Annotated in this window: 13 protein-coding genes; 7 read left to right on the plus strand and 6 right to left on the minus strand. The window is 68.9% G+C overall.

Translation table 11 applies throughout. The features are described from left to right. The first annotated feature begins 22 nt into the window (after positions 1–22). The 5 genes from ACWF82_RS23590 (at position 23) to bluB (ending at position 5,335) form a co-directional block, all read left to right on the plus strand. Positions 23–535: a DUF6912 family protein gene (locus ACWF82_RS23590; protein WP_452504450.1), complete on the plus strand. Its 513-nt coding sequence runs from the start codon at positions 23–25 to the stop codon at positions 533–535. A 122-nt stretch (positions 536–657) separates the two neighbouring features. Then, entirely contained in the window at positions 658–1,788 is a 1,131-nt protein-coding gene (locus ACWF82_RS23595; RefSeq protein ID WP_452504377.1) for a ferredoxin reductase, read from the plus strand. A 193-nt stretch (positions 1,789–1,981) separates the two neighbouring features. After that, on the plus strand, positions 1,982–3,337 hold the full coding sequence (locus ACWF82_RS23600; protein ID WP_452504379.1) for a fatty acid desaturase family protein: 1,356 nt from the start codon (positions 1,982–1,984) through the stop codon (positions 3,335–3,337). A gap of 94 nt (positions 3,338–3,431) precedes the next feature. After that, on the plus strand, positions 3,432–4,676 hold the full coding sequence (locus tag ACWF82_RS23605; protein WP_452504381.1) for a fatty acid desaturase family protein: 1,245 nt from the start codon (positions 3,432–3,434) through the stop codon (positions 4,674–4,676). Between the two features lie 23 nt (positions 4,677–4,699). Beyond that, a complete protein-coding gene (gene bluB / locus ACWF82_RS23610) occupies positions 4,700–5,335 on the plus strand; it encodes a 5,6-dimethylbenzimidazole synthase (protein ID WP_452504383.1) in 636 nt (211 codons plus the stop codon). A gap of 48 nt (positions 5,336–5,383) precedes the next feature. Here the strand turns inward: bluB and hpf are convergent, their stop codons facing one another. The 6 genes from hpf to ACWF82_RS23640 all read right to left on the minus strand — a co-directional run bounded on the left by hpf (position 5,384) and on the right by ACWF82_RS23640 (position 12,037). Beyond that, on the minus strand, positions 5,384–6,082 hold the full coding sequence (hpf, locus tag ACWF82_RS23615) for a ribosome hibernation-promoting factor, HPF/YfiA family (protein WP_452504385.1): 699 nt from the start codon (positions 6,080–6,082) through the stop codon (positions 5,384–5,386). A gap of 185 nt (positions 6,083–6,267) precedes the next feature. Then, entirely contained in the window at positions 6,268–6,912 is a 645-nt protein-coding gene (locus ACWF82_RS23620) for a ComF family protein (protein WP_452504387.1), read from the minus strand. A gap of 32 nt (positions 6,913–6,944) precedes the next feature. Beyond that, a complete protein-coding gene (gene lpqB, locus ACWF82_RS23625; protein WP_452504389.1) occupies positions 6,945–8,756 on the minus strand; it encodes an MtrAB system accessory lipoprotein LpqB in 1,812 nt (603 codons plus the stop codon). Then, complete coding sequence (mtrB, locus tag ACWF82_RS23630; RefSeq protein ID WP_452504391.1) at positions 8,753–10,513, minus strand: MtrAB system histidine kinase MtrB; 1,761 nt, start codon at positions 10,511–10,513, stop codon at positions 8,753–8,755. The genes lpqB and mtrB overlap by 4 nt, the downstream gene beginning before the upstream one ends. A gap of 121 nt (positions 10,514–10,634) precedes the next feature. Next, positions 10,635–11,312, minus strand: coding sequence for an MtrAB system response regulator MtrA (gene mtrA / locus ACWF82_RS23635; protein WP_019048752.1), 678 nt, complete (start codon positions 11,310–11,312; stop codon positions 10,635–10,637). A 77-nt stretch (positions 11,313–11,389) separates the two neighbouring features. Then, positions 11,390–12,037 (minus strand): dTMP kinase, encoded by a 648-nt coding sequence (locus ACWF82_RS23640; protein ID WP_452504393.1) that lies wholly within the window; start codon positions 12,035–12,037, stop codon positions 11,390–11,392. Positions 12,038–12,264: 227 nt separating this feature from the next. On the opposite strand from ACWF82_RS23640, the gene ACWF82_RS23645 reads away from it, so the two are divergent. Both ACWF82_RS23645 and ACWF82_RS23650 read left to right on the plus strand, forming a co-directional pair. Continuing rightward, on the plus strand, positions 12,265–12,528 hold the full coding sequence (locus ACWF82_RS23645) for a hypothetical protein (RefSeq protein WP_452504395.1): 264 nt from the start codon (positions 12,265–12,267) through the stop codon (positions 12,526–12,528). A gap of 78 nt (positions 12,529–12,606) precedes the next feature. Beyond that, the gene (locus ACWF82_RS23650) at positions 12,607–12,807 is read left to right on the plus strand and encodes a hypothetical protein (protein WP_452504397.1); all 201 of its coding nucleotides are present in this window, start codon (positions 12,607–12,609) and stop codon (positions 12,805–12,807) included.

A 12,807-nucleotide genomic window follows, 5' to 3' on the forward strand; every position in this document is an offset into this window, starting at 1 on the left:
CTATATCCCGGCGACGATCCCGATGCTGCGGCAGCTCGTCGACGAGCGGGAGGTGTTCCCGCTGGGCGCCACCGCGTTCGCCGTGACGCCCGCCCTGCGCGAGGCCTACGCCGCCGGTGACGACGAGGAACTGGCCGAGGTCGCGATGCAGGAGGCGGCCAGGGCCTCGCTGCGACTGCTGGCCGCCGAACGCGACGGGCTCGACGACGCCGCAGACGCCGAGGGCGAGGCGGCCACCCCGGGCAGCCCGGTGTACCGGCGCGCGGTGATCGCCGCCGACGTCACCGGCGCGAAGCTGCGGCCCGACCTCGACGACGCGGTGGTGAAGCTGGCCGGGCCGATCACCTACGACCAGGTCGCGTCCGTGCATGTCGACCTGGCCGACGCGGAACCGCAGGTCGCCAAGGCTGTCGACGTCATCGACGCCGCTGATCTGGGCGACACCGACGCGGAATTCGTCCTTGGTGACGCCGAAGACCACCAGCTGGCCTGGTACGCCACCCAGGAACTGCCGTTCCTGCTCGACCTGCTGTGACATCTCCCGAGATCAGCGCGCCTGCCGCCGCTGCCACTGCCGCCCAACCTACGATGCCGTAACCTGGCAGCGAGCGAGCTACCCCACGGCGGCTCCGAGCACACAGGGAGACAACGGCAAGCATGGTCATGAACAAGTTCCGGGAATGGCTCGAAGCACCGGCCGCCCAGGTCGGCGACCGCGGCGGCAAGCTCAACGTGCTGCGTGGCGCGGTGGCCCGGGTGACCACTCCCCTGCTGCCCGACGACTACCTGCACCTGGCCAACCCGCTGTGGTCGGCGCGGGAGCTGCGCGGGCGGATCGTCGAGGTGCAGAAGGAGACCGCCGACTCGGCGACGCTGGTGATCAAGCCGGGCTGGGGCTTCGACTTCAAGTACCAGCCGGGCCAGTACATCGGCATCGGCATCCTGATCGACGGCCGCTGGAACTGGCGTTCGTACTCGCTGACCTGCCCGCCGGACTGGACCGGCGAGGGCGGCAAGCGGCTCATCTCCATCGCGGTGAAGGCGATGCCGGAGGGCAAGCTGTCCAGCCACCTTGTCAACGGGGTGGCCGCCGGCACCATCGTGCGCCTGCAAGCGCCGCAGGGCGGGTTCGTGATGCCGGAGCCGCCGCCGGCGAAGGTGCTCTTCCTCACCGCGGGCAGCGGCATCACCCCCGTGATGTCGATGCTGCGGACGATGGACCGGCGCGACGGCGTCAGCGACGTGGTGCACGTCCACTCGGCACCCACCGACGCCGACGTCATGTTCGGCGCCGAACTGCGCGCGCTGCACGCCAAGCACCCGAGCTTCGTCTCGCACCTGCAACTGACCGACGAGCAGGGCCTGTTCTCCCTGGCGAGCCTCGACGAGCTCTACCCCGACTGGCGCGAGCGAGAGACCTGGGCGTGTGGCCCCGCGCCGATGCTCGACGCGATCGAACAGCATTGGAAGACAGCGGGAATCCCCGGCAAGCTGCACATCGAACGCTTCGAGGTCGAGCGCTCCGCGATCGGCGAGGGCGGCACCGTGACCTTCGGCACCACCGGCCGCACCCTCACCGTCGACGGCGCGACCAGCCTGCTCGAAGCGGGCGAGTCCATCGGCGTGCAGCTGCCCTTCGGCTGCCGCATGGGTATCTGCCAGACCTGCGTGGTCACCCTGTCCGCCGGACACGCCCGCGACCTGCGCAACGGCGACGAACGCCAGCCGGGCGACAAGGTGCAGACCTGCATCTCGGCCGCGGCGGGCGACTGCACGCTCGACATCTGAGCATCCCGCCCACTTCGGACAGCAGGTACCCTCGGAGTCATGCGCCGGCCATATCAATGGCCGGCAGCGGCTGGTCCAGGCCTACCTCGCGCCGACCGGCGCAGCAGGGCCGAGAACAGCGGCGCGAGCCGCACCGTTCTCGGCCCGCCTCGATTCTGAACCGACCAGCCGCCAACCGACAGAGAGGACCCCGGTGGCCATCACCGATATCCAGGCCTTCGCCCATCTCACGGCCGCCGACATCGAGACACTGGGGAAAGAACTCGATTCGATCCGCCGTTCGGTGGAGACCTCCCGCGGCGCGCGCGACGCGAAGTACATCCGGCGCACCATCGCCGCGCAGCGCGCACTCGAGGTGGCGGGGCGCGCGGTGCTCTTCGGCAGCCGCAACCGCTGGGCGTGGCTCGGTGGTACCGCGCTGCTGTCGGTGGCCAAGATCATCGAGAACATGGAGCTCGGGCACAACGTCAGCCACGGGCAGTGGGACTGGATGAACGATCCGGAGATCCACTCCACCAGCTGGGAGTGGGATATGACCGGGACCTCGGCGCAGTGGCGCCGGGCGCACAACTACTCCCATCACACCTACACCAACGTCCTCGGCAAGGACGAGGACCTCGGCTTCGGCATCCTGCGGATGACCCGCGACGAGGTCTGGCACCCGAAGCATCTGGTGCAGCCCGCGGCGAATCTGCTGCTGGCCGCCACCTTCGAGTGGGGTATCGCGCTGCACGACCTCGGGATCGAGAAGGAGCTTGCCGGAGTTCCGCAGAAGCAGCTGCTGTCCGAGCCCAACAAGGAGTTCGCCCGCAAGGCGGGTCGCCAGGTGATCAAGGACTTCGTGCTGTACCCGGCACTGACCGGGCCGGCGTGGAAGTCGACGCTGAAGGCCAATACGACCGCGAACCTCGTCCGCAACCTGTGGGCGTACGCGGTGATCTTCTGCGGGCACTTCCCCGACGGCGCGGAGAAGTTCACGATCTCCCAGCTCGACGGCGAGACCCAGGGCGAGTGGTATCTGCGCCAGATGCTGGGCAGCGCCAACTTCAAGGCCGGTCCGGTGATGGCGTTCATGAGCGGCAATCTCTGCTACCAGATCGAGCACCACCTGTTCCCCGACCTGCCGAGCAATCGGTACCCGGAGGTCGCGGTGCGGGTGCGCGAGCTGTGCGACAAGTACGACCTGCCCTACACCACCGGTTCACTGGGCAAGCAGTACCTGCTGGCGTTCCGGACCATCCACAAGCTGGCACTGCCCGACCGGTTCCTCAAGCGGACCGCCGACGACGCGCCCGAGACGTCCTCCGAGCGCAAGTTCGCCGGCATCTCGCTGCCGGACGCGCTCCGGGTCGACCCGGAGACTGGCAAGCGCTTCGGCCTGCGCTCGGCGCTGCACGATGCGAAGGTGTCGTTGGAGATCAAGGCCAGGCACGAGAAGGAAGTCCTGCGTGAGGCCAAGGCGACACTGAAGGCGCGGGCGCGGCAGGAGAAGCTGGTGCTGCGCGAGGCGAAGCGGGCGCTGGGCGAGCGCGCCCGCCGTCGCGGATAACATCTCGGTCTCTTTTCCGCAATAGGACGCTTCACACAATTCAGTGCTCGATTCGCCAACCTACGCTCTCGTAACCTACGGTAGTGTAGCCGCCATGGCGATCTCGGATGTCAAGGAATACGCGCACCTCACCGCCGCGGATGTCGAAGCTCTCGGTGCGGAGTTCGACGCGATCCGCCGCGAAATCGAATCTTCGCGGGGGGCCGCCGACGCGCGATATATCCGCAATGTCATCCGGCTACAGCGAGCGCTGGAGATCAGCGGCCGCACGGTGCTGTTCGCCAGCTTCCTGCCGCCGGCCTGGCTGGCCGGCGTCGCCCTGCTCGGCACTGCCAAGATCATCGAGAACATGGAGATCGGGCACAACGTCATGCACGGGCAGTGGGACTGGATGAACGATCCGGAAGTCCACTCCACCTCGTGGGAATGGGACAACGCGGGCCCGTCGGCGCACTGGAAGATCACCCACAACTTCCTGCACCACAAGTACACCAACGTCCTCGGCATGGACGACGACATCGGCTACGGCCTGCTGCGCGTCACCCGTGACCAGCGCTGGATGCCGTTCTACCTGGGCAACCCGGTCTACAACCTGCTGCTGCAGATGCTGTTCGAGTACGGCGTCGCGATCCAGCATCTGGAACTGGGCAAGGTCGCCAAGAAGAAGTGGGACAAGGACTCGCCCGAGTGGCGGCAGTTCGACGCCGACCGCAAGCTGGTGCTCAAGAAGATCGGCAAGCAGGCCGCCAAGGACTACCTGGTCTTCCCGCTGCTCACCGGTCCGTCGTTCTTCACCACCCTGACCGCCAACATGGCGGCCAATGTGATGCGCAACGTGTGGACCAACGCGGTGATCTTCTGCGGCCACTTCCCCGACGGCGCGGAGAAGTTCACCAAGGCCGACATCGAGAACGAGACGCAGGGTGAGTGGTACCTGCGCCAGATGCTGGGCAGCGCCAACATCTCCGGCGGCAAGGTCATGCACTTCATGACCGGCAACCTCAGCCACCAGATCGAGCACCACCTGTTCCCCGACCTGCCCAGCAACCGCTACGCCGCCATCGCCGTGCGGGTGCGCGAGCTGGCCGAGAAGTACGACCTGCCCTACACCACCGGGTCGATGCCGGTGCAGTACTTCAAGTCGTGGCGCACGATCCTCAAGTTGTCGCTGCCCAACAAGTACCTGCGCCACACCACCGACGACGCCCCGGAAACCAAGTCGGAGAAGCTGTTCGGTGGCAAGGCCGTCACCACCGTCGACCCGGTGACCGGTCGTCGCCGTGGTCTGCGCACCGCGCTGTCCGCCGGGCGCAAGCTGGCCCGCCGCTCGGTAGCCTGACCGGCTGCGGTTGACTGGTCGGCGTGTGTGCCGACCAGTTGAGCGTCTATGACGCGATCCGCCTGCGCCGTGATGTGCGCGCCGAATTCACCGGCGAGCTCGTCGACGACGAGACGCTGTGGCGGATCCTGGACGCGGCCCATCGCGCGCCCAGCGTCGGCAACTCCCAGCCGTGGGACTTCGTCGTCGTCCGTAAGCCCGACACCCTGCGCCGCTTCGCCGACCATGTCGCGGGCAAGCGAGTCGAGTTCAGGGACGCGCTGCCTGCCGACCGGGCCGAGACCTTCGAGCCGATCAAGATCGACGGGATCGTCGAGAGCGGCACCGGCGTCGTGGTCACCCACGACGACCGGCGCGGCGGACCGCAGATCCTGGGCCGGGCGAGCGTGCCCGAGACCGGGGTGTACTCGACGGTGCTGGCGATCCAGAACCTGTGGCTCGCGGCGACCGCGGAGCAGGTCGGCGTCGGCTGGGTGTCGTTCTACGATCCGGACTTCCTGCGCGAGCTGGTCGACCTGCCCGCCGGCATCAAGCCGGTGGCCTGGCTGTGCGTCGGGCCGGTGCGCGAGTTCCAGCAGGTGCCCGACCTGGAACGATTCGGATGGCGCTCGGGTCGCTCGCTCACCGAGGCCGTGCATCACGAAACCTTCGGGGGCTGAACGCGATCCGGGCACCCGCTGGTGCGGGTGCCCGGAGGTGTGACGGTGTCAGGCCAGTCTGATCAGGCCGTAGTCGAATGCGTGTCTGCGGTAGACCACCGAGGGCCGGTCGGTCTCGCGGTCGTGGAACAGGAAGAAGTCGTGTCCGACCAGTTCCATCTGGTACAGCGCGTCGTCCACCGACATCGGTGTCGCGTTGTGCACCTTGGTGCGCACGATGTGGCCGGGACCGCCTTCGTCCTCGGCGTCCTCGGCATGGGCGTGCGCGGCAGCGCCGTTCGCCTGGGTGAACAGGGAATCGTCGACCAGTGTGGCGGTAGCCCGTGCGACCGAGACGGGCGTCTTGTCGCCGTAGTGCACGACGCGCCGCTTGTCCTTGGACCGGCGCAGTCTGGTCTCGATCTTCGAGGTCGCCGAGTCGAGCGCGGCGTAGAAGCTGTCTGCACAGGCTTCCGCGCGCACGATCGGTCCACGGCCTCGCGCGGTGATCTCCACACGCTGACAGGCCTTGCGTTGACGACGGTTGCGTTCGTGGAACAGTTCCACATCGAAGAGGAAGATCGACGGATCGAAGCGCTCGAGACGAGCCAGCTTCTCCGCGACATGGATTCGATAGTGGTCGGGGACTTCGACATTCCGACCGGAGACCACCACTTCGGCGTTCGGGCTCTCGGTCGTGTCGGCGGCACTGTCAGCCAGTGCCGAAGGGTCAGCATCTCGCACTGATGCCCGTGAAGAAGTCGTCACGCGTACCTCCCGGATATGGCCGCACACGATAGAGCGAATGCGGCGGGATTGAGCTGTGCCGATCGGGAATCGCTCGGCACCAGATGTCCGCGGCGCCACCTCCCAAACTCGTCGTTCGGTGTGTGTGTCCGCGACGCTAGTCCGCCACGGGCAAGCGCGCCACTGTTCACGCAAATTTCGCGGAGTCAAGCCGCGCAGGTCACCAAAACGGCGCGCGGACATACGCCGATTCGACTAAGAACGCGCACCGATTCGGTGACGGTCGCCCCGGTGGTGAGCACATCGTCGACCACAACGACCTCGGCGTTCGGCGCGAGACCAGCGGGTCCGGGCGCGCCGGCGACCGTCATGATCTTGTCGCGCAGATTGTGCGCGCGCTCATACGGCGTCAAGCCCACCGAATCGCGCACACCCGGTCGCATCCGCAGCAGCGGCACGGTCCGGCAATCGATCAGCCACTGCGCCGCGGCCGCCGCCGACCGCGCCACCGGGTCGCCACCACGGCGCCGGGCGGCCGCGGCGCGGGTGGGCGCCGGGACGAGAACCAGCGGCCGATCGGGGGCCCGCAGACGGGCGAGGGCGACGGCGAGTGCCAGGCCGAGCGGTGCGGCCAGATCGCGTCTGCCGCGTTCCTTGGCCGCCAGCACAGCGCGTCGGGCGGGTCCGCGATACGGGCCGAGCGCCCAGCACGGGACGCCGGGATCGGTGCGTGGCCTGACCCGCACCGGATCCAGGCTCAGCTCGGCCGCGCAGCAGGCGCACCAGGCCGCGCCCGCCGTCGCGCAGCCGGCACAGTGCGCGGGTACCACCAGATCGAGCAGGGCTCTCATAGCGCGTGAGTATCACACCGCGCACCGACAGATCAGCTGGGCAGCACCGGGACGACCTGGTCGCCGGTCAGCCCCGGCACCTCACGCCAGTAGCGGTCGTTGCGGGCCGGGTCGGCGGTCTGCAACTGCAGTACGGCGCGGGAGTCGGCGACGTACTGGGTGGCGGGCGCCGCGGTCACCACGCGCACCGGTGGGGTCAGGTTCTGCGAGGTCACCGGGGTGAACTGGGAGCCGTCGATGGACACGGTGAAGACCGGGTCGACGTTGCCCTCGCGCGCGACCATGATGGTGTCGCCGGTGACCCAGCTCAGCGAGACCGCGCGGCTGCTCAGGCCAAGCGCGATCGGCAGCGGGGAGGTGAGCGCGTATTTGCCGTCGGGTCTGCGCTCGATCACCGCGACGTAGACCTTCCCGTCGGCGATCAGCGCCGCGCGCGCGCCGGTGCGCGACACCATGATCTCGCTGATCGGCGGCCGCGGCGAACCCGACCCCTCGAACAGCGCGGTGGTGTCGACGTCCTGCACCGAGACGTTGCCGGTCGCGCGATCGGTGACCGCGCGGATGACACGGTCGCCGTCGACGACGGTCCACGCCGCGCCGCCGTCGGCGTTCCACGACGGACGGGCGATGGTGGCGCCCTCGGCGACCGCGAACGCCTTGGCGCCGTAGTTGCCGATCAGCAGGGTCCGGCCGGGTTCCGGTGCGGGCCTTCCGGTGTCGGCGACCGCGGCGACGAACTGGCCGTCGGCGGAGATCCCGACCGACTGCAGGTTGGTCGCGTCACCGAAGGATCCGTTCGGCGTGACGATGCCGTCGGGGGTCACCTGGACCAGCGTGCCGTCGCGCAGGGCGTGCAGGCCGATCCGGTTCTGGCCGGGCGCGGACGCGCTGTACTGGTCGAGATCGGCGACCGACCAGCCGTTGGCGTAGCGCTCGTCGAGCGGTTTGCCGTCGGCGAGCAGCACGTACGGGCCGAGAATGTCGGCGCCGGCCAGCGTCATCACGACCTGCGCCGCGAGCAGTTCGCGTTCGCGCTGGCCGAGGGCGCCGACGCCGCCGAAATCGATACGGACGCCGCCGATGCCGATGCCGACCTCGCCGGGTTCGTTGTTGGCCTTGGTGATCGGGCTGCGCACGGTGATCGGCGGGGCGAGCTGGTTGCGCACCACCGGGGCGATCGTGGACTGCGGGCCGGCGCCGAGCATGCCGATCAGCCGCTCAGTCAGCTGGGCGCGCGGGACCGAGACCCAGCGCGGGTCGGGCACGAGCACGGCGCTGCTCGCGTCGATGTACTGCAGGACGTAGCGGCGGTAGGACTTGTCGAACGCGCTGGAGTCGATGACGACGCCGTCGGGCAGCTCGGTGATCCGCCACTCGCCGTCGATCTTGCTCATCTCGATCTTGTTCTCGAGCGTGCCCTCGACGGCCCGGTAGCCGCCGTCGCTCGCGAGCTCGCCGACCTTGCGGGCGCGGATGACGTAGCTGGCCTTGTCGCCCGAGCGCGACTCGCGCAGGGTGTCGGGCCGGTCGACGATGGTGATGCTGGCCTCGTCGTTCCAGCTGCCCGCGGTGTCGGCGGCGATGTACTGCCTGGCCGCCGCGTGCCGGTTGGCTGGATCGGCGCTGGCGGTGAGGAAATCGCTCAGCAGCAGGTCGGGGTCGCGGCCGGAGATCGGCGGGGTCGGGCCCTCCGAGGTCGGGGCGCGGTTGATGGTGCCCAGCGCCTGGGGCGCCGAGGACTCCGGCAGGCTGGCGCAGCCGGTGAGGACCAGCACGCAGGCCAGGACAGCCCCCGGCAGCGCGGCGGCACGCCGCCGCAGGCGATCACCACCCGCGTTCGTCATGACTGTCGGTCTCCGGTCTCGGTGGACATCGGCTCCTCGTCGTCGGCTTCGGTCGCCGCGCGCCCGTTGGTCTCGGGGCGCGCCTGCTCGGTCGGCTCGGCGCCGGATTCCGGTGCGTCGGCGGACGGCTCGCCCGATTCCGGGTCGGCCACCACCTCCGGTGCGTCGGCCGGGTCGGTCTCGGGCAGCGGCGGCACCTTACGCAGCATCGGTTCCAGCGCGAGCGGGCTCGCACCCAGCTTACGACCGCGAACCATCGGCAGCAGCAGCCGGAAGCTGGCGCCGACGCCGGGATCGCCCCAGGCCTCCAGCCTGCCCTCGTGCAGGTTGGCGTCCTCGACGCTGATCGACAGGCCGAGACCGGTGCCGCCCGAGCGGCGCACCCGCGACGGGTCAGAGCGCCAGAACCGGTTGAACACCAGTTTCTCCTCGCCCGGCCGCAGCCCGACGCCCTGGTCGCGCACGACGGTCGCGACCGCGTTGGCCTCGGCGTCGCCGCGCATCCGGATCAGGACCGGCTTGCCCTCGCTGTGGTCGATCGCGTTGGCGAGCAGGTTGCGCAGCACACGCTCGACGCGCCGCGGGTCGACCTCGGCGACGACCGGTTCCTCCGGCAGGTCGATGACCACCTCGACGCCTGCTTCCTTGGCAAGGTGGCGCACCGTGGAGATCGCGGCCCGCGCGCACATCCGCACGTCCAGCGATTCCACCTGCAGCTCGGCGACACCGGCGTCGTGGCGGGAGATCTCGAGCAGGTCGTTGAGCAGGCCCTCGAACCGGTCCAGTTCGTTGACCAGCAGTTCGGAGCTGCGGGCCAGCGCCGGATCGAGATCGTCGCTCGAGCCGTGGATCAGGTCGGCGGCCATGCGCACGGTGGTGAGCGGGGTGCGCAGCTCGTGGCTGACGTCGGAGGTGAACCGGCGTTGCAGGTTGCCGAACTCCTCGAGCTGGGTGATCTGGTTCGACAGGCTCTCGGCCATCTCGTTGAACGCCTGCGCGAGCCGGGCCATGTCGTCCTCGCCGCGCACGAGCATGCGTTCCTTGAGCCTGCCGTCGGCGAACCGGCCCGCGATCCGCGCGGCCGACCGGATCGGCAGCACCACCTGCCGGGTGACCAGTGCGGTGATCGCGGCGAGCAGCACCAGCAGCACGACGCCACCGATGAGCATCGTGCCGCGCATCAGCGACAGGCTCGCTTCCTCGCTGGCCAGCGGGAAGATCAGGTAGATCTCCAGTGTCGCGATCTCGGCGCTCGGGCTGCCGATGATCAACGCGCGCCCGCGATAGCCGTCCGGGTCGGCGACCGTCGTGAACTGGTAGGAGACCTGGTTGCGCTGGACGAACCGGCGCAGCTCGGGCGGCACCTCGGAGATGAGGTCGGTGGTGATCTCCTGCGGCGGCGTCCCGCCGACCATCGCCAGCGCCGAGTCGAAACTACCGGCGGCGCCGGTCGACTGGCCGGTCCCGCCGCGGCTGGACAGCGCGGCGCGGGCCTCAGCGAGCTGCTGCTGCTGACTGTTCGCGTCGTGGACGCCCGAGAGAATGTTCTCGATCGTGCTGCGGGCACGATCCATCTCCTCGACGGCCGCGTTGATCTTGGCCTCGAGCAGCCGGTCGGTGATCTGACCGGTCAGCACGACACCGAGGATCGTGATCACGATGAGCGAGAGGGTCAGTGTGGACACGATGACACGCAGCTGCAGCGACCGGCGCCACAGATGACCCAGCGCGGTCCCGACAGCCTGGAACCAGGCCATGACCGGGGCCACCCATCGCCGCACCTGCGTGACGAAGGTTTGCGCACGTCCGTGCGCTGGAGGCGCTGACGCTGTACCGGCAGGTCGACTGTCGGTCACAGCGGCGCCTCACAGGTACCGATCACGGCGGTCCGGCCTTGTAGCCGACACCGCGGACGGTCAGCACGATCTCCGGGTTCTCCGGATCCTTCTCGACCTTGGCGCGTAGTCGCTGCACGTGCACGTTGACCAGGCGGGTATCGGCGGCGTGCCGGTATCCCCAGACCTGCTCGAGCAGCACCTCGCGGGTGAACACCTGCCGCGGCTTGCGCGCGAGCGCGACCAGCAGGTCGAACTCGAGCGGGGTGAGCGAGATCTGCGCACCGCCGCGCGTCACCTTGTGCGCGGGCACGTCGATGACGATATCGGCGATGGAGAGCAGCTCGGCGGGCTCGTCCTCGGTACGGCGCAGACGCGCGCGCACACGGGCGACGAGTTCCTTCGGCTTGAACGGCTTGACGATGTAATCGTCCGCGCCGGACTCCAGACCGAGCACCACATCGACCGTGTCGGTCTTGGCGGTGAGCATCACGATCGGGACGCCGGAATCGGCCCGCAGCACACGACATACGTCGATGCCGTTCATGCCGGGCAGCATCAGGTCCAGCAACACCAGGTCGGGGCGGATCTCCCGCACCGCCGACAGGGCCTGCGTGCCGTCGCCGACCACGTGCGGGTCGAACCCTTCCCCGCGCAAGACGATGGTCAGCATCTCAGCGAGTGCCATATCGTCGTCGACGACCAGAATCTTGGGCTTCATAGTCCTATGTTGTCATCTCCCAGGCCAGGATCGGGCCGCCACGCCATTAATGGTGTGAACCCGTCGCGTATCCAACCTTATCCGGCAAAGATTTCCGAGCAGAGGGTGAGTAGGGCAGGCCTATCGTCATCGGATCGGTATGTCCACCATCGACCGAACCAGTCGCGGTCGGCCAGCTCACGATAGACCTCGCCGGTGCGCCGCTGCAGACCGCCGTCCCGCTCGTAAGCGTCCAGCGCCCTGGACTCGTCGAGTTCGCCACGGCGACGGGCACGTTCGGCCGCGATCTCGGTGGGAATGTCGATCAGCACGGTCAGCTCGGGGACGGGCAGCCCCAGCCTGCCGAACTCCAGATCGCCCACCCAGGCGACGATTTCGCCGTCGGCGTCCTGTTCGGCGCGGGCGGCCGAGTACGCGGCGTTGGAGGCCACCCAGCGATCCAGGATCACGATGTCGTTGGCGTCCAACAGGTTCGACAGTTCCGCGCCTGCCGCGGCCCGGTCGAGGGCGAACATGATGGCCATCGCGTTGATCGAGCCGGCCAGGTCGCCGTGCCCGCCGCGCAGCGCCTCGGCGGCCAGGTCGGCGTGGATCGATCGGCCGTATTGCGGAAATGCCAGACTGCCCGCCCGCAATCCCTTGGCCGACAATTCGGTGATCAAACCGTCGATCAACGTCCGTTTACCGGCGCCGTCGAGGCCTTCCACCGCAATCAGTACGCCCATGAGCGGTGAGATTACCCGGCAGGCGACAAGAGACGCCCAGCGAGCCGGGCAGCCGAGTCGTTGTGTCGTCCGACGCGCCGGGCATACGGGGACCGGATTACCCGTTTCACCCACTCGATCCAGTGTGAAGTGTTCTCATTCCAAAATCCTCGGTAGATCGGTTCGTCCGGGCTATCGGGGCACTCACCACCCCGGACCCCGCCGGGCCGCTCGATCCAGGAGTCACCATGCCCCACCGAACCGTCCTCCGCGCCGCCGTGGCCGCCACCGCGCTCGGCATCGCCCTCGCAGGCTCCGGTGTCGCGACCGCCGCGCCCGCGATCGATCCCGTCGGCCGCGGCGACCACTCCGGCCCGCGCAGCGGCTCGGCCGCTCTGCTCAGCGGCTCCGCCGAGGCAGGCTCCGCCGCCGCGGGCTCCGCGGCCGAACTCGCCGCCTGCGCACTCCTGGAAGCCGTCATCCCCCTGCCGGTCTGCCTGCTGCTGGTCTGATCGCCCTACCGCGGACCCAGCTGTCACCCCGGAATTGCGGTCTGGTCCGCGCCCCCTGAAGCGATGAGGATCTTCGCCATGAGAAGGATCGTTCGCACCACCGCCGCCACGCTCGCCATCACCGCCGCTTTCGCCTGCGGCACGGCGTCCGCCCAGACCGGCGACCCGACCGCCGCTCCCGACGCAGGGTCGTCGGCGGCCTTCAATTCGGTGATGTGCGCGCTGCTCGGCATCAGCAGCGAGCACAACATCTTCTGCACGGGCATCATCATCGGATAG

The organism is Nocardia sp. NPDC055053 (assembly GCF_053608285.1).